This is a genomic window from Nonomuraea sp. NPDC049725, assembly GCF_040674795.1.
Lineage (GTDB): Bacteria > Actinomycetota > Actinomycetes > Streptosporangiales > Streptosporangiaceae > Nonomuraea > Nonomuraea ceibae.
Window position 1 is genome coordinate 1 of sequence record NZ_JBFANJ010000038.1, and the last position, 16,268, is coordinate 16,268.

The 16,268-nt window shown below is 69.9% G+C and carries 16 protein-coding genes; 8 read left to right on the plus strand and 8 right to left on the minus strand.

Annotated elements, in window-relative coordinates:
• Positions 1–134 precede the first annotated feature (134 nt).
• Both AB0J53_RS44905 and AB0J53_RS44910 read left to right on the plus strand, forming a co-directional pair.
• The gene (locus AB0J53_RS44905) at positions 135–791 is read left to right on the plus strand and encodes a response regulator transcription factor (RefSeq protein ID WP_364184452.1); all 657 of its coding nucleotides are present in this window, start codon (positions 135–137) and stop codon (positions 789–791) included.
• A gap of 64 nt (positions 792–855) precedes the next feature.
• Entirely contained in the window at positions 856–2,082 is a 1,227-nt protein-coding gene (locus AB0J53_RS44910; protein ID WP_364184455.1) for an ATP-binding protein, read from the plus strand.
• A gap of 107 nt (positions 2,083–2,189) precedes the next feature.
• On the opposite strand, the gene AB0J53_RS44915 is transcribed toward AB0J53_RS44910, so the two are convergent.
• Positions 2,190–3,107, minus strand: coding sequence for an SDR family NAD(P)-dependent oxidoreductase (locus tag AB0J53_RS44915; protein ID WP_364184458.1), 918 nt, complete (start codon positions 3,105–3,107; stop codon positions 2,190–2,192).
• A 31-nt stretch (positions 3,108–3,138) separates the two neighbouring features.
• On the minus strand, positions 3,139–4,560 hold the full coding sequence (locus tag AB0J53_RS44920; RefSeq protein ID WP_364184461.1) for an MFS transporter: 1,422 nt from the start codon (positions 4,558–4,560) through the stop codon (positions 3,139–3,141).
• A 92-nt stretch (positions 4,561–4,652) separates the two neighbouring features.
• Here AB0J53_RS44920 and AB0J53_RS44925 point away from each other — a divergent pair, with 92 nt between their 5' ends.
• Positions 4,653–5,243, plus strand: a complete 591-nt coding sequence (locus AB0J53_RS44925; RefSeq protein WP_364184464.1) for a TetR/AcrR family transcriptional regulator — start codon at positions 4,653–4,655, stop codon at positions 5,241–5,243.
• Between the two features lie 85 nt (positions 5,244–5,328).
• Here the strand turns inward: AB0J53_RS44925 and AB0J53_RS44930 are convergent, their stop codons facing one another.
• The 4 genes from AB0J53_RS44930 to AB0J53_RS44945 form a co-directional block, all read right to left on the minus strand.
• Positions 5,329–6,348 (minus strand): alpha/beta hydrolase, encoded by a 1,020-nt coding sequence (locus tag AB0J53_RS44930; protein WP_364184467.1) that lies wholly within the window; start codon positions 6,346–6,348, stop codon positions 5,329–5,331.
• Between the two features lie 116 nt (positions 6,349–6,464).
• Complete coding sequence (locus AB0J53_RS44935) at positions 6,465–7,886, minus strand: FAD-binding protein (RefSeq protein WP_364184469.1); 1,422 nt, start codon at positions 7,884–7,886, stop codon at positions 6,465–6,467.
• 29 nt (positions 7,887–7,915) lie between these two features.
• Positions 7,916–9,502, minus strand: coding sequence for an MFS transporter (locus tag AB0J53_RS44940; RefSeq protein WP_364184472.1), 1,587 nt, complete (start codon positions 9,500–9,502; stop codon positions 7,916–7,918).
• A gap of 96 nt (positions 9,503–9,598) precedes the next feature.
• Complete coding sequence (locus AB0J53_RS44945; RefSeq protein ID WP_364184475.1) at positions 9,599–10,051, minus strand: hypothetical protein; 453 nt, start codon at positions 10,049–10,051, stop codon at positions 9,599–9,601.
• A gap of 123 nt (positions 10,052–10,174) precedes the next feature.
• Between AB0J53_RS44945 and AB0J53_RS44950 the strand changes: the two genes are divergently transcribed.
• The 4 genes from AB0J53_RS44950 to AB0J53_RS44965 all read left to right on the plus strand — a co-directional run bounded on the left by AB0J53_RS44950 (position 10,175) and on the right by AB0J53_RS44965 (position 13,212).
• Positions 10,175–10,633, plus strand: coding sequence for a MarR family winged helix-turn-helix transcriptional regulator (locus AB0J53_RS44950; RefSeq protein ID WP_364184478.1), 459 nt, complete (start codon positions 10,175–10,177; stop codon positions 10,631–10,633).
• 338 nt (positions 10,634–10,971) lie between these two features.
• Positions 10,972–11,901: an alpha/beta fold hydrolase gene (locus AB0J53_RS44955; RefSeq protein WP_364184481.1), complete on the plus strand. Its 930-nt coding sequence runs from the start codon at positions 10,972–10,974 to the stop codon at positions 11,899–11,901.
• Between the two features lie 33 nt (positions 11,902–11,934).
• Positions 11,935–12,390, plus strand: a complete 456-nt coding sequence (locus tag AB0J53_RS44960) for a transcriptional regulator (protein ID WP_219520053.1) — start codon at positions 11,935–11,937, stop codon at positions 12,388–12,390.
• A 9-nt stretch (positions 12,391–12,399) separates the two neighbouring features.
• On the plus strand, positions 12,400–13,212 hold the full coding sequence (locus AB0J53_RS44965) for a class I SAM-dependent methyltransferase (RefSeq protein WP_364184485.1): 813 nt from the start codon (positions 12,400–12,402) through the stop codon (positions 13,210–13,212).
• 475 nt (positions 13,213–13,687) lie between these two features.
• On the opposite strand, the gene AB0J53_RS44970 is transcribed toward AB0J53_RS44965, so the two are convergent.
• Both AB0J53_RS44970 and AB0J53_RS44975 read right to left on the minus strand, forming a co-directional pair.
• Positions 13,688–14,281, minus strand: a complete 594-nt coding sequence (locus tag AB0J53_RS44970) for a recombinase family protein (protein ID WP_364184495.1) — start codon at positions 14,279–14,281, stop codon at positions 13,688–13,690.
• 249 nt (positions 14,282–14,530) lie between these two features.
• Positions 14,531–14,707: a hypothetical protein gene (locus tag AB0J53_RS44975; RefSeq protein WP_364184489.1), complete on the minus strand. Its 177-nt coding sequence runs from the start codon at positions 14,705–14,707 to the stop codon at positions 14,531–14,533.
• Positions 14,708–14,735: 28 nt separating this feature from the next.
• On the opposite strand from AB0J53_RS44975, the gene AB0J53_RS44980 reads away from it, so the two are divergent.
• On the plus strand, positions 14,736–15,908 hold the full coding sequence (locus tag AB0J53_RS44980) for an FAD-dependent oxidoreductase (RefSeq protein WP_364184492.1): 1,173 nt from the start codon (positions 14,736–14,738) through the stop codon (positions 15,906–15,908).
• The last annotated feature ends 360 nt before the right edge of the window (positions 15,909–16,268 follow it).

The following is a 16,268-nucleotide window of genomic DNA, read 5'->3' on the forward strand; positions in this document are numbered from 1 at the left end:
GGGGTTTGCGCGTGGTCCTGCCGGCCGTGTTCAGTGTCGGTGTCGGCGTCGTGTTTACGAAGTTCTCCCGCGGGGGGGTGGGCGGGCCGCCGCCCCCCCCCGCCCCGCCAGGGCGGATGGCAGACTCAGCAGACATGATCAGGATTCTGCTCGCCGACGACGACCCGATGGTCCGCCGGCATCTCAAGACCATCCTCGGCTCCAGTACGGAGCTCGACGTGGTCGGCGAGGCACGAGACGGGGCAGAAGCGGTCGAGGAGGTCCTGCGCAACCAGCCCGACGTGGTACTGATGGACCTCAGGATGCCGGGCGTGGACGGGATCACCGCGACGAAGGAGATCACCGCGCTGGCCGCGCCGCCCGCGGTGGTCGCGCTCACCACGTTCGACTCAGACGAGCACGTCCTCGGCGCCCTGGAGGCCGGAGCCGCGGGCTTCCTGGTGAAGGCCACCCCGGCCGAGGAGCTGCTCAACCTGGTCAAGGTCGCCGCCGACGGGAACGTCGTGATGTCCCCGAGCGCGGCGCGCAGACTGATCGCCCAGTCCTCCAGAGGCGACGAGCGGCGCGACGCCGCCCGGTCGCGGATCGCCACGCTGGCCGAGCGCGAACGCGAGGTGCTGGCCTGCCTCGGTGAAGGGCTCACCAATCCCGAGATCGCCCGGCGGCTGTTCCTGTCGGAGACGACCGTCCGCAGCTACGTCTCCCGACTCCTGGCCAAGCTCGACCTCACCCACCGGACGCAGGCGGCCCTGCTCGCCCACCAGGCCGGGCTCCTCGACGAGCCCGCCTGAACACGACCCGCGACCACCCGGCCGCCACGGGCGACACCACGGCGGCCTTCCGAGGTACCCCGCTGTGCACACACTGTCCCGCTGGCCGGAACTCATCGTCCGCGATCGAAGAATCATGCTCATGGCCGCCATCGGCGCGGCCATCCTCTGCGCCGTCGTTCAGATCGTCCTGTACACCACGAGCGGGGACGGCCACGGCCCCGGCTCACTCGCCGGCCTCGCCCTGAACCTCCTGCTCAACGCGTCCTTGCCGCTGGTCGTCCGCCTCCCGCGTACGGTAGGAGCACTGGCCGTCGTGGTCACGACCGTGCTCGCTCTCGGGACCGGCCTGATGCCGGATGCGGTGGCAGCGCAGACCGGCCCCATCACGACACCCGTGGCAACCCCGGTCGTGGTGTCCTTCCTGGTCACCCTGCTGCCCTGGCACCAGGCGTTCGCCTTCGCCGCCGTCCTCGCGCTGCCGGTGATCCCGATCTGGGCTCCCTCGTGGGGAAACCTGTACGAAGCGCTGTCGTCCACCGCCCTGCCCGCGCTGGGCGCCCTGTACCTGCGGGCCCGGCACGAGCTGGTGCGATCACTGCGCAAACGGGCCGAGCTGGCCGACTCCGAACGCCGCCTGCTCGCCGAACGCGCCGAAACCGCCGAACGGCAGCGCCTGGCCGCCGACCTGCACGACATCGTCACCCACCACGTCACGGAGATCGTGCTGCACGCCGACGCCCTCCGCGTCACCACCCGCGACGACGACGCCCGCACAGCGGCCGAGCAGATCCGGCGAGCCGGCACCCGCACCCTCACCGAGCTGCGCGATCTCATGCGTGTCGTCACCACGGGGGCCCGGCCCGCCCCCGCCGGGCGTCCCCAGAACGACACCGGCGGCGACCTCGCCGCACTCGCGGCAGCCGACCACGCGGCCCTGCACGTCGAGGGCGACCCCGATACGGTGCCCGCCGTCGTGGCCCGAGCCGTCTACCGCGTGGTGCAGGAGTCGCTGACCAACGCCCGCAAACACGCCCCTGGAGCACCGGTCACGGTCACCATCTCCTACCCCGGCGACCGGGCCGACGTCGAGGTACGCAACGCGCCGCCCCGGCGGAGCGCCGATCCCACGCTGACCAGAGCCGGCTCAGGAATGGGCCTGACCGGGCTCGACCGCCGGGTGACCCTGCTCGGCGGCACCTTCAGCGCGGGACACGACGGCGAGGGCGGCTTCACGGTCACCGCCAGCCTCCCCGCCTCCGCCACCCGCAACGCCGCCACACCAGAACCCCGGGCCTCCGGCGTGACGTGAGGAGGCGTCCACAGTGCGCGGGGTTGCGAGAAGAACCCGAGGACTTCGGACGGAACCACCGAAATGACTGTCCCCTCACCTGAGGTTCGCGCCCGGGTCGAGGCCGGTCAGGTCGGCGGACGCGGCCCACAGGCGCGCCGCCAGTACGGGGTCGGCCAGGTGACCTCGGACGGGTTCGAGGGTGGGCAGGCCGCGGATCCCGAACACCCGAGGCCCCCAGAGCTGGCCGCCGCGTACGGACGGGTCGAGGACGGCCCGGACGGCGGGCCAGGCGGCGCCTCCTTGCTCTGCAAGAGCAGACCGGCCGGCAGGCCGCGCAGTCGTTCGCCGACCGTTCGGACGCGGACCGGCGGACGTGAGGGGGTGAGGGAGTCGAGCGCGCCGCCGGGGTGGGTGACCACGCTCAGCGTCGTGCTGCCGGCGGCGCGCAGGCGACGGTCGAGTTCGAAGCCGAAGAGCATCTGCGCGAGCTTGGACCGTACGTAGGTGCGCTTCGGCCGGTAGCCGCGCATGCTCTGGAGATCGTCAAGGTCCAGGCTCTCGGACTTCGCCGTGAAGCTGCCGGTGGTGACGACGCGGCCGGCGGGTGCAGCCGCAAGCAGGGGTGCGAGCCACGAGATCAGCGCGAAGTGACCCAGATGGTTGGTGGCGAACATCAGCTCGTTGCCGTCCCCGCTCTCGCGCCGTGGCGGATCGTCGAACAGTACGCCGGCGTTGCAGACGACCGCGTCCAGCCTCTCCAGCGCCAGGCCGTCCGTGCAGGCCTTGAGCGAGGAGAGGTCGGCGAGATCCAGGCGGATGTGACGGACACGCGCACCCGGGACGCGGGTACGGATCGAGACCCGCGCGGCCTCGGCCTTGGCGGTGTCACGGCAGGCGAGGACCACCGTGGCGCCAGTGCCGGCCAGCTGTTCGGCGACGAAGTAGCCGATGCCCGCGTTACCGCCCGTGACGAGGAAGTTCTTGCCCTCGGCACGTGGCAGGCGCCGTACGTCCCAGGGGGCGGGGCCGTGGAGGAAGGACACCGTCCGGCTCCTTACGTTGATCTGGTCTGGGTCAGTGCTGGAGTTCAGCCGGTGCTCGTCTGGGCATCAGGGTCACGGCCGGGACGGTGACGGCGGTCAGGGCCACGACGACGACGAGGCTGGCCGTCATGGCGGGGCCGAAGCCGGAGCCGGCCGACTGGAAGAAGACCGACGTGACGGCGGCCGAGCCGGCCCCGGCCGCCAGTTGCTGGATCGCCGACAGGGAACCGCTGGCGCTGCCGGCCTCGCCGGGATCGATGTCGCCGATCGCGACGTCGAAGATCGTGCCGTAGCAGGCGCCCATCCCCAGGCCCGTGAGGAAGACGGCCGGCGCGAGGGCCCACAGGCTCAGGTCCGTGCCCGAGGCCGCGACCAGGACGAGCAGCCAGCCGCAGCCGGCCAGGATGACGGCCAGGCCGAAGAAGATGAGCGTACGCCCCAGCTTCCTGATCAGCGCCATGCACGCTCCCGAGGCGACGATGATGCCGACGGTCATCGGCAGCAGCCCCAGGGAGGCGTCCCGGGCCGAGGCGTGCAGCCCTTGCTGCATGAACAGCGACAGGACGTAGACCAGCCCGGTGGTGGCCGCGAAGACGATCAGGCCGACGAGCAGCCCGGAGCTGAAGCCGCGGTTGCGCAGCAGGGACGGCTTCAGCAGCGGGTCTGCAGCGGTGCTCTGGCGGCGGGCGAAGGCGGCCAGGAACACCAGGCCGGCGGCGACCGAGAGGATCGGGACTGCGGTCCAGCCGTTGTCCGACCCCTCGACCAGCCCCAGGAGCAGCCCGAACATGGCGGCGGCGAGCAGCCCGGAGCCCACCCCGTCCACGCCGGTGGCGGCGTCGCCGTCGTCGTGCGGCAGCAGCCGGACCGCCAGGACCAGGCCGAGGCCGCCGAGCACCAGGTTGACCAGGAAGATCGGGCGCCACGACAGCCCGGCGAGGTCGGCGTCGATCACGAACCCGGCCAGGATCGGGCCGCCGACCGAGGCGGCCCCCAGCAGGGGCCCGAACAACGCGAACGCCTTGGTGAGCATGTCACGCGAGAACGTCTTCGTCATGATCGCCATGCCTTGCGGGATCAGCAGCGCGCCGAACGCGCCCTGTGCGCCGCGGGCCAGGATCAGCAGCGCGGGGTCGGGCGAGAGTCCCGCCACGGCCGAGGCGATCGTGAAGCCGCTCATGCCCACGAGAAACAGCCTGCGCTGGCCGTACTTGTCGCCCAGCCGCCCGCCGACCACGAGCAGGACGCCCATGGCGAGCATGTACGCCGACCCGAGCCACTTGATCAGGCCCTCGCCGCCGTGCAGTTCGGCGGCGATCGTGGGCGCGGCGATGTTGGTGACCGTGGCGTCGATCATGTCGAGGGCGTCGGCGAGCAGCACCAGCCCCAGGATCGCCCACATGCGGCGCGTGGACGCGGTCGCCGGCGGGCCGGCGGTTGCGGGGATTGCCATGACACATCTCCGTTCGCGAAAAACCTGAACTGACTCTGAAACTATAACCACTATAGATTCAGAGGCGTTTCAGGTTACGGTACGATGGAGACATGCCGACGACGATGGGACGCCGCGAGCGCAAGAAGGCACAGACCCGCCAGGCACTGTCGGAGGCCGCACTCCGGCTCTTCAGCGAGCACGGCTACGACGGCGTCACCGTCGCCCAGATCGCCGACGAAGCAGACGTCTCCATCGCCACCCTGTTCGCGCACGTACCCGACGGCAAAGAAGCACTGATCTTCGACGACGGCTCCGAACGACGCATCTGGCTGACCGCCGCAGTCCACGACCGGCCCCCCGGCCAGTCCGTACTGGAAGCCCTGCGCCGCAGCATGGCAGCCCGAGGCCCCTTCACCGACGACCTCCCGCCCGAACTACGGCACAAACGCGACCTGATCGTCAGCACGCCCGCCCTGCGGGAATACTCACGCAAGCTCTGGATCGCCTGCGAAGAAGCCCTCGCCGAGGCGATCGCCACCGAGAGCGGCCGCGACCCCTCCGACATGACCATCCGCGCGCTGGCCCGCTACGTCCTGGAGATCCCCGAACTCGCAGGCACCGAACCCGACCCCCTGGCCGCACTCAACGCCATCTTCGACCTTCTCGAACACGGCTGGCCCGAATCCCCCGGCAAACCCTGACCAGCCCCACCCCGCCGACCCAGCGGACCCTGCCGAAAGGACGGCAGACCGGGCTCAGCCACTACGTCCGCCTCGGCGAGGGTTGTCAGAGGGCGAGCGTGCGGCGTAGCCAGCGCAGCCGTGCCGTCTTCGCGTCCTGGGAGAGCATGGCTTGGGGGACCATCACATCGAACCCGTGGAAGCCGCCCGGCCAGACGTGCAGTTCAGCCTTGCCGCCGGCTTGCCAGATGCGGGTGGCGTAGGTGACCCCCTCGTCCCGGAAGGTTTCGGCCGAGCCGACGTCGATGAACGCAGGGGGCAGCCCGGACAGGTCGGTGGCGCGGGCCGGGGCGGCGTAGGGGGACACGTCGAGACCGCCGCGCTGCTCGCCGAGCAGCGCGGTCCAGCCCATCTCGTTGCGTGCGTGGTCCCAGACGTCGAGGCCGGCCATCTGAAGTGAGGACGGGGTGTTGTTGCGGTCGTCGAGCAGGGGGCAGTTCAACAGCTGACCGGCCAGCGCCGGCCCCTTCCGATCGCGGGCCAGCAGGACCACTGCCGCGGCGAGACCACCGCCCGCGCTGGGCCCTGCCACCAGGAGACGAGATGGGTCGATGCCGAGGTCTGCGGCGTGTTCCACGGTCCAGAGCAGGCCGGCGTAGCAGTCCTCCACGGGGGCGGGGTGCGGGTGCTCGGGGGCGAGCCGGTAGTCCACCGACACCACGGCCAGGCCCAACTCCGTCGCCATGTCCAGGAGGGGGTCCACGCCGATCATGCGATGGGTTCCGCCGATCATCCCTCCGCCGTGAATGTAGTACACGGCGGCCACCGGGGTGGCGGCCTCGGCGGGCCGGCAGATCAGCAGGGGGATCTCGGGTGCGCCAGCGGGACCGGGAGCGGTCCGCTCCGTGACGACGAAGGCACCGTCCCGGCTGATCTGCTCGTTGCTGGGAGGCGGGGCCCATTCCGCCGCCTGCCGCCGAAGTGCCGGGATCATGTCCAGGGACGGGACCGTGGTGGGGATCTGCCGGCGCAGCACGGTCAGCGCGGCGTCGAGCTCCGGGTCGAAGGGCGGCGGCGTACCGACCGGGGTGGCGGTTGGCTGCGCAGGAAACTGGTCGATGTTCATGAAGAGGCCCTTTCGATCGGACGGACATGAAGAGTTGCTGAGCGATCACCGGCGGCGACAGTGACCAGGCCACGCTGTCGTCGCCGTTGCAGCAGCGGTGACGGAGACGCTCTGCGTCAGGAAGTGCCGTGACCCGACGGCGGGATGTTGTGGTTGATGCGGAAGAGCTGGTTCGGGTCGTAGGTCGCCTTCAGCGTGCTCAGCCGCTGGTGGTTCGCCTCGGTGTAGGCGCGCCTGACCCGCTCGGGAGCGGAGTCGTGGTCGAACAGGAACCCCGGGAGCATGGCGCCGGTGTCCCACGGCCGGAGCCGTTCCAGCACCTCGTCGGCGGCCGTGCGCGCCGCCTCGGCCCGCTCGGCGGGCGCCGGCATCCGCAGCCACAGGTGGAAGGCCGCGCCCTGGGTGCTGACCGCGTGCGGGCGGCCGGGCGGCCGGTTCAGCGCCCCGCCCAGGTGACGTAGCTCGATGCCGGGGAACGGGCCCCCGGAATTCGACGGGTCGATGAACGAGACCAACTCGGCCACGGCCTCGTCGTCGAGTTCGCGGAGCAATGCGCTGCGCAGGTGCGCCGAGACCGGGTTCCTGGGATCCTGGTAGATCTCGGTGATCTGCGTGTACGGCAGCGCGGCGCAGGTGTCCTTGTCTTCCGGGCCGAGCGCGCGCAACGGCTCCACCAGCCGCGCGCCTTGCTCCTCGCCCCCGGTGTAGACCACCCGGATCTGTATGAACGAGCGGCCGCGGAACTCCTCGGGCAGCTGCGGCGCATCAGGCAGGCGCATCAGTGTCACCGAGGACGACATCTCCTCCGGCTGCTCCTTGGCCCAGGCCACATAGGAGCCGAGCACGTGGGCGGCGTGCGTGGGATCCTCCCCCGGATACCAGAGCTCACCGCCGTAGACGGTGCGCAGCGGCAGCAACTCGATCTCGGCCGCGACCACGACACCGAAATTGCTCTTGCCGCCCCGCACCGCCCAGAACAGGTCAGCCTCCTGGGCAGGCGAAACCGTGCGCAGCAGGCCGTCGGCGGTGACGATGTCGAGCGAGCGGACGTAGTCGGCGGCGAAGCCGTACGTGCGGCCGGTCAGCGGGAGCCCGCCACCGGTCAGGTAGCCCATCACCCCGACCTGAGGGGATGAGCCGCACAGCGGCGCGAGACCGTGCTCGGCCGCCGCGGCGAGCACCTCGCCCCACCGCAGGCCGGCTCCGATCCGTGCCGTGCGGGCACGCGGGTCCACCGACAGCTCGCGCAGCTGTCCGGTGGCGATGAACACGGCGCCGTCCGCCGGCACCGACTTGCCGTGCCCGGTCGACTGCACCGCAACCGGGAACCCCGCCTCCGCCGCTAACCGGACGGCGGCGGCCACGTCATCGGCGTCCGCGGCGACCACGACCACCGCGGGCCGGTGCTCGACCGTCAGCAACCAGCCGGAGCCGGCCTCCTCGAAGCCCTCGTCACCGGGATGGAGCGTACGCCCCCGGATCAGATCGCGCAGGCTCACCAGGTCGCGCCGGTCGACCTTTGAGTTCGTATGCAGCATGTCAATCATCCGCCTTTCAGGCATGTCACTCATGTGCCTTCTCGAAGGAGGTTCGTCTGGTCACCGGTTTCCGCGGGCGACGGAGGGGCCGGCATCCGCGCGTCGCGCAGCAGGATCACAGCGGCTACAGCCAGCAGGGCAGCGAGCACCGCACCGACGACCGCGGTCGCCTGCAGGCCGTACACAAATGCCTCACGGGCCACCGACAACAGCAGGGCTCCGTCGCCGACCGGCAATGTGCGGGCGGCGTCGACCGCGGCGGCCAGGGTGTCCTCGGCCGTCTTGACGACGGCGTCGGGCAGCCCCTCGGGGAGCTTGCCGGTCAGGTTCGCCCGGTACACCACGAAGCCGATGCTGCCGATCACGGCGATGCCCATCGAGGCGCCGAGGTCGGTGCCGGTCGAGGCGATCGCAGAGGCGGCACCGGCCCGCTCGGGCGGTGCCGCTCCCACGATCAGTCCGGTGCCCAGCGAGATCATCGGCCCGAGCCCGAGTCCGATGACGGCCGCGCCTACCACGGCGACATACAGGCCGGAGGGACCACTGAGCTGGGCCAGCACCACCATGCCGAGCACCGCGACCACCAGGCCGCCGGCGAGCAGCGTGCTCAGCTTCATGCGGCTCGCCAGGGCAGGGGCCCCCATGGCGCCGATCATGACCGCGATGGTGGTGGGCATCGACCAGAGCCCGGCCTCGATCGGGGACAGCTTGCACACCAGCTGCAGGTACTGCAGGACAAAGAACTGCGAGCCCCCGGAGATCAGGGTCCCCAGGACGAGCATGCCAAGGGCCGATCCGAACAGTTTGTTCTGGAACAGCGAGAGGTCAACCAGTGGCTGCTCGATCCGCCGCTGGCGAGAGATGAAGAGCGCCCCCAGCGCCAGGCCGGCGACGATGGCGATGCCCGACTCCGGGCCCAGGCCGTCCTCGGCGATCCCCTTGAGACCGAAGATCAAGGCAAGGACGCCGACGATGGACATGACCGCGCTGATGAAGTCCGGGCGGGAGACCGACTCGTCCCGGTACTCCGGCAGCACGATCGGGCCGAACCCGATCAGCAGCAGCATGATCGGGACGCCGAGCAGGAAGACCGAGCCCCACTGGAACAGCTCAAGGAACGTACCGCCGACCAGGGGCCCGATCACCGTGCCGAGGCCGAAGAAGCCGGTCCAGGCCCCGATCGCGGCACCCCGCTGCTTGGGGTCGGTGAACATGATCCGGATCAGGGAGAGCGTGGAAGGCATCAACGTGGCGCCCGCGAGGCCGAGGAGCGCCCGGGCGGCGATGAGCATCGCCGCGTTGACCGCGAATGCCGAGAGCACCGAGGCCACCCCGAACGCGAACGCGCCGATCATCAGCAGCCGCCGGCGGCCGATCCTGTCCCCGATCGCGCCCATGGTGATGAGGAAGCCGGCGGTGAGGAACCCGTAGATGTCCACGATCCACAGCAACTCGGCGTTGCTGGGCCGCAGGTCGGCGGTGAGGGCGGGCAGTGCCAGATGCAGGACGGTCAAATCCATGGCGATCAACATGGTGGGAAGCGCGAGGACCGCTAACCCCAGCCATTCTCTTCGGGTCGCCCGCGGTGCGGCCGCCGTACCGACATCGGTACTCAACGGAACTCCTTGCCTGGTGGTTGAAGGGTGAGGTGTGGCCGGTGGCCACGGTGCCGAGCGCCGTCCAGCGACGTGGCGGGTGCGCCGGAGCGGATCTCAGGCGGCGGACAGCAGCGTGTTCGCGCGGGACAGGACGGTGTTCAGGACGCGGCCGGCGGTGGCCAATTCCTCCTCCGGCAGGTCGCCCCACAACTTTTCGGTGATCCGGGCGATGGCGGCGCGGACCTGGTTCCACTGGGCCCTGCCGTCCTCGGTCGCTTCGACGATGCCGTCCTGGCTGGTGCGGACCAGGTTCGCGGCCGTCAGTTCGACGATGCGCTGGTGTGCCGTGGCCTGGCCGACCTTCAAGGAGTGGGAGACCCGCTCGGCCAGAGCATCGCCGGACAGAGTTCCGTCGCTGACCACGGTCAGCGTCAGCGTCACCCACTGGGGTTCGGTGATGCTGGTCCCGGCCAGCTGTCGCTCCAGGAGGGTGTTGAGAGCCTTCTCGGTCTGGCCGATGACCTGGGGGCCGAAGGCGGGCCCGGCCGGCTGTGCGATGGTGGTCATGTCTGAGCTCCTCAGCGTCATGAAGACAAATGTTGGTCAAGCCAACGTGGGTGAGACCAACGTTGGCTCGACCAACATTACATATAGTCGTGGGTCCTGCCAACAATTTGCTAGATTTGGCTCGTGGACACTACCGAGGGGCCGCCGCCGGAGCGGCTGCGCACGCTGCCGAGCAGGCTGACCTACGGTGCGGCATTGATCGCCAACCGGATCGTGGATCGGGCGTTCGCCCAGGCCGGCATCCGGCGCCACCACTACTCCCTGCTTGCCACCCTGGAGGAGTACGGCCCGGCCAGCCAGGCCGCCCTCGGCCGCCGCACCGGCATCGATCGCAGCGACATGGTGGCGACCGTCAACGACCTCGCCGAACGGCAACTCCTCGAGCGCGCACCCGACCCGGAAGACCGCCGCCGCAACATCATCACCATCACCCCGGCAGGCCGAAGGCAACTCGCCGACCTTGACCGGCTGCTCGCCGCCGCCCAGGACGAATACCTCGCCCCGCTGTCCGCAGCCGACCGGCAGAACCTGATCAACCTGCTCACCCGTTTGGCCGACCACCACGGCGACAAGCACAACTAAAGGGCGGCCGGTTCTGTCGATGACAAGTGACAGCGCCCCAGTACTTTGTGAGGTGGCGCCGGCCCGTACGCCTCGGTCCTGGAGCCCGCAAAACTGAGCCACTGAGCTGATGTGACAGCTCACACTGATTCGGCCCCGCTCCGGCGAGCGTAGAGCTGGGCGGACGCGCCTGCGGCCCGGCATGTATGACGGGCAATACGGATTCCCTGTCACTCGTAGATGCCGCGATGCGCCGGCGTCAGTGGCGGGCACCACCTCTCCCCTGCGTAGCCTTCCAGATTGACTTTGCTAGCTATTTCAGTCATGTTTGAAATAACTAGCCAACAGTACGGAGAGCCATGGAACACGTGACCTTCAACAGCGTCGGCACCCGCTGCGCGGGTGATCTCTACCTGCCCGAGACGAGCGACCCCGTCCCCGGGCTGGTGCTCGGGCACAGCGGGGTGATGGTCAAAGAGGCGCTGGCGTTCTTCGCCCCGCACTTCGTCAAGGCCGGCTTCGCGGTGCTGGCCATCGACTACCGCACGGTCGGCTCCAGCGAAGGCGAACCGCGCGGCCAGGACTACCCGGAGCAGCAGGTGCAGGACTTCCGCAGCGCCGTGTCCTACCTGCAGACCCGCCCCGAAGTGCAGCCGGAGCGGATCGGCGTGTGGGGCGTGAGCATCGGCGGCTCGGTGGCAGCCCAAGCCGCCGTGCTCGATCGGCGCATCAAGTGCGTCGTCGTACAGAGCCCCAGCGTGTGGAACGGATGGCGATACCTGGAACGCCTCCTGGGCCGTGCCGGCGTCCACGCGCTGCGCGACCAACTACAACAGGACTGGCAACGGCGCTACGAAGGCGGGCAGAGCGCTCGCGTACCACACCTGACGCTGGACGGCGACAGCGTGAAGGACACCCCGGACATGTCCACCCGCCTGTTTCCCACCTACCGCAACGAGAAGACCCTCGACTCAGCCGAGCACCTGCTCACCTTCGCACCGGAGAACCTCATCCACCGGCTCACGCCGACGCCGCTGCTGATGATCGCCAACGGCGGCTGGGACCCCTACCACATGCTCGAGGAGGCGCAAAGCGCCTTCGCCAAGGCGGGCGAGCCCAAGCGGCTCGCAGTGCTCCCCTACGACGTGCTCGGGCTCTACACCGGCCCCGGCCTGGAAGAGGCGATGGCGCTCGCGATCGACTGGTTCGACCTCTACCTGCGCAGAACCCGGCTCGCGGACATCACCCCGACACCGACCTACGAGTCGGTGGCCGCCATGACACAGTGAACCGGCACACGATCAACAACGGAGGACGCGACCATGAGCACTGAGGAACAGCAGGACCGGCTGCTCCGCTGGGTGGAACGGGTGGCCGCCTTCTGCGTCGAAGAGTGGGGGCTGCCGCCCATCACCGGACGCATCCTCGGCTGGCTCATGATCTGCGATCCGGCCGAGCAGTCCGCCGGCCAGATCGCGGACGTGATCCAGGCCAGCCGGGCCTCACTCACCTCGAACATGCGCTTCCTCACGGCCATCGGCCTGGTCAAGAAGGTGCGAAGGCCCGGCGACCGCGTCTCCTACTACCGCATCGAAGACGACGCCTGGCAGAAGGTCATCCAGCGCAAACTCGAAAGCCTGAGCGCGTTCGGCGAGATCGCCGACGAAGGACTCGACATCGCGGGCGGCGAGGGACACCGCACCGAGCGCATCAAAGCCGCCCACGACTCCCTGACGTGGCTGCAGAACCTCGCAGCCCGTCATCCGCTACGCCGTTAAGGAACCCCCATGCACCGCTGGCAACCCAAGCTCGGGCTGATCCAGGAAACGCTGCTGCTCACGCTCCACGCCAGAGCCCTGGACGCCGGGCGGCCCAGCCCCATCCTCGGCGACACGCTCTCCGCCGAACTGGCCCGCAGAATCGACTACGACTTCGGCAAGCTGAAAGTCAAGCCCAACCTCGTCCTCACCACGGCACTGCGCGCCAAGAAGCTCGACGACGCCGTCCGCGCCTACGTCGCCGCTCATCCCGGATGTGTGGTGCTCGACCTGGGCTGCGGCCTGGACACCAGGATGTTCCGCTGCGATCCCCCGCCCGGCGTCGACTGGTACGACATCGACTTCCCGGAAGTGGTGGACCTGCGATCCGAATGCCTGCCCGGCCGTTCCCACCTGGTCGGAGCCGACCTCACCGGCTCCGACTGGCTCACAGCCATCCCCGGCGACCGGCCGGCGATGATCGTCGCCGAAGGGCTGCTCCCCTTCATGCCCGGCGACTCCTTCCGAACGATGACCCGCGCGCTGACCGGCCACTTCCCTGCGGGCGAACTCGCGCTCAACGGCTACACCCGCTTCGCCGCCTGGGCCATGAAGTACCACCCGACCATCAAGGCGCTCGGCATCAAAGCCGCCCAGGGCTTCGACGACCCACACGAACCCGAGTCCTGGGACGCCGGCCTCGAACTGATCGAGGAGCAGATCCTCACCCGCGCTCCGGAAACAGCCCGGTTCCCGCAACCCCTGCGCGCGCTGACCCGTCTCACCGCCCGCAGCACGGCCTTGTCTCGGCAAGGGGCACGCATTCTCCGCTACCGGTTCTGAGCGCGTGCCCCATCTCCCCAGCGGTGGCAGCGGTCGTTGCACGGCGTAGAGACAGCCGAACCCGCCGCGCAACGGAAGGGTCTGGTTAGTCGAGGAATGTACGGGCGGAGCCCGTTCGTTTGTGGTGGGTGGTGGATTTCCAACCGCTCGACGCCTTTACGTTGTAGATTTATAAGCGTCCCGGCGCTTGCGTCCTGATCGTGGCCCTCGGCATTGTGGCGTTCAACATGCGAAAGCCTCGGCCCTGGGTTCGATGGGCGGGCGCGGCGGTTCAGGCCGGGCTCGCGGCCTTCTACGTTCTGCGGTTGATCGTCGATCCGACTCGGCGGCTCGGCGCGGTCGGCCCGGTGGCTCCCTCCCGGGCCCGGACGAGCCTGAGGGCACGTCCCGGCAACACGGGGCACCGGGACTCTACTGACGGGTAACAACGCTTAGGATCGAACCGCAGGTCAGCATGGGTTCCCGGTCGGAATGATCAAAGGGCGGGGGCGCTCCGGTCGGGCAGCAGGTCCACGAGCGCCGTCCGGATGGCGGCGCGGCCGACTCCGTGGGCGCGGGCGAGCACGGCGATCGAAGTGCCCTGGTCGGTGTAGGTCGACCCGACCGCTTCCAGGTCGGGGCCGGTCAACGCGGGTGGGCGGCCGCGATAGCGGCCTTCGACCTCGGCCGCGGCGACGCCTTCGACGGTGAGCTCGTTCTGGATGTCGCGCTGGAACTGGCCGACGGCGGTGATGACGTTGATCAGCAGGTCGGTGGTGGCGTCGTTAGCGGCGAGGTCGTGGAAGTTCGACAGCGGACCGGAAAGGACGCGCAGGGCGACGCCGCGGGCTTGGCACCAGGCGCGGACGTTGTGGATGTCGACCAGGTCGCGGCAGAGCCGGAACAGCTCTGACACCGTGAGCGTGTCACCGGGGTGTGCGGCAGCGGCGACCTTCGCGAAGGCAGGCCGTTCCAGGGCCGGGACCTTCGAGGTGGTGGCCGGGTCCTCGAACAGTCGGACGCCGTCGGCGGGCCGGAATCCCTCGGCGACGCCCTCGACGCGGATGAGGAGGCCGGCCTCGGTGAGGATGTGGCGCTGGCAAAGGAGGGACTGTCGCGGTGGAGACGCGGGAGTAGACGATCTGCACCAAGGGCTCCTCGGGACGAGTCAGAGCCCGATCTTTCTGTCGGAAAACCCTGCCGTCAATCGAGGCGCCGAATCGGCCGCGCGACGCCCTAGTTCGTCCCTCGGTGCTCGATTTTCTGAGGGGTTGCCGGGGTCGGTTCGATGCCTGTCGGTAAACCGTCTATTCCCGACAGGCGCCGGATCGGCCCCGGGTCAGGTCGCGGGGTTCAGCCGGGCCACGACGCCGGTGGCGCGCTCGTCCCCGGGGTCGGGGAACACCTGGTAGCCGGCGGCGGTGAGGACGTCGGTGACGGCGCCGACCAGCGAGACGTGGAAGTCGCCCCTGACATGCGGACGGCTGCGCGGCCCCTGCAAAGGTAACTCGTACATCTATGTACGAGTTATTTAGGAGGGTGTGGTGGACCGCAGCGCAGTAGTCATCGGCGGAGGGATCGGCGGGCTGGCCACGGCGTTGGCGTTGACCAGGACCGGCTGGCAGGTGACTCTGCTGGAGCAGGCGCGGGAGGTGCGCGCGGCGGGCGCGGGCATCACGCTGGCCCCGAACGCGGTGCGTGCTCTGGACTGGCTCGGGCTCGGGGGCGAGTTGCGCGCGACGGGGGCGTTGCAGGGCGGGGCTGGCCTGCGTACGAGCTCGGGGCGCTGGCTCATGCGGGCGCACGTCGAGGAGCTCAAGCGCCGCTTCGGCGTGCCAGGCTTCGCGCTGCATCGCGCCGAGCTCATGGACATGCTCACCCGTGCGCTCCCCGATGGGGTCATCGGCACGGACCGCCGCGTCACCGGCGTACGCGCCGAAGAGGGCGCCGTGAGCCACCAGGGGGCACACGGCTCGGGCACGGTCACGGCCGACCTGGTCGTAGCCGCCGACGGGCTGCGCAGCACCGTGCGCGAGACCTTGTTCCCCGCCCACCCCGGCCCCGCCTATGCCGGCTACGTGACCTGGCGTGCCGTGGTCCCCCGGGACGCGGCCGCCGGGCTGCGCCACGGCTCGATGAGCGAGAGCTGGGGCCGGGGGCAGCGCTTCGGGATCGTGCCTCTGGCCGACGGCGGCATCTACTGGTACGCGACCCTCGCCCTGCCCACCGGCACAGTCCCCGGGCTCTCGCTGGGCGAACTGGCCGACCGGTTCCGCGGCTGGCACGAGCCCGTCCCGCAACTGCTGGCCGCCACCCCGCCTGGGACGTTGCTGCGTCACGACATCCACAGCCTGACCACGCCGCTGCCGTCCTATGTCGCCGGTCGTGTCGTCCTGCTGGGCGACGCCGCGCACGCGGTCACCCCCGACCTCGCCCAGGGCGCCTGCCAGGCGCTGGAGGACGCGGTCACGCTCGCGCGGACGCTGGAGCACGAGCCGTCGCTGCCCGCTGCGCTCGCCGCCTACGACCGGGTGCGGCTTCCGCGCACGCAGCGCATGGTCCGGGTCTCCGCCCAGGCCGGACGGCTAGCCCAGGCCGCCCACCCAGTCACCGCGTTCCTGCGGGACGCTGTGGCCTGGGCCCTGCCGACGCCGCTGTACATGCGGATCATCAGCGAGACGATGTCATGGCGTCCTGGCGTCACCGCGGAATCGTAGGGGGCTTACTCGACCTGCCCTGCTCGCCTTCCGCGACCGCCACCCCCGTCGCCTGCTCTGCGCGCCCGCCGCAGTCCGGCCAGCTCCGCCAGGTCCGACGGGTCAAACGAGAGACGCTCCCAGGGCGAGCGCCACTACGGCGACGCCGCCACCTGCCGCCGCACGGTCTTTCGCTGGCTCACCCGCCACAACACCCGAAGGAGGCACTCGGCCAACGGGCAGCTCAGCCCGAACGCCTACGAACGTCTCTACGATGAAAGATCAGCTAGGAGCTGTTTGGGGTTCGGATCATGTGGTTCAGGTGAGGACCTTCACCCACATGATCGAGCCTCGAAGAAAGAGCCCAGCCTCGTAGTTCTC

Bases quoted from the DNA above. Each gene is read 5' to 3' on its own strand.
- AB0J53_RS44920 (WP_364184461.1), bottom strand. From the start codon at position 4,560: ATGGCAATCCCCGCAACCGCCGGCCCGCCGGCGACCGCGTCCACGCGC.
- AB0J53_RS44945 (WP_364184475.1), bottom strand. From the start codon at position 10,051: ATGACCACCATCGCACAGCCGGCCGGGCCCGCCTTCGGCCCCCAGGTC.
- AB0J53_RS44925 (WP_364184464.1), top strand. From the start codon at position 4,653: ATGCCGACGACGATGGGACGCCGCGAGCGCAAGAAGGCACAGACCCGC.
- AB0J53_RS44930 (WP_364184467.1), bottom strand. From the start codon at position 6,348: ATGAACATCGACCAGTTTCCTGCGCAGCCAACCGCCACCCCGGTCGGT.
- AB0J53_RS44960 (WP_219520053.1), top strand. From the start codon at position 11,935: ATGAGCACTGAGGAACAGCAGGACCGGCTGCTCCGCTGGGTGGAACGG.
- AB0J53_RS44905 (WP_364184452.1), top strand. From the start codon at position 135: ATGATCAGGATTCTGCTCGCCGACGACGACCCGATGGTCCGCCGGCAT.
- AB0J53_RS44965 (WP_364184485.1), top strand. From the start codon at position 12,400: ATGCACCGCTGGCAACCCAAGCTCGGGCTGATCCAGGAAACGCTGCTG.
- AB0J53_RS44975 (WP_364184489.1), bottom strand. From the start codon at position 14,707: ATGTACGAGTTACCTTTGCAGGGGCCGCGCAGCCGTCCGCATGTCAGG.
- AB0J53_RS44955 (WP_364184481.1), top strand. From the start codon at position 10,972: ATGGAACACGTGACCTTCAACAGCGTCGGCACCCGCTGCGCGGGTGAT.
- AB0J53_RS44935 (WP_364184469.1), bottom strand. From the start codon at position 7,886: ATGCTGCATACGAACTCAAAGGTCGACCGGCGCGACCTGGTGAGCCTG.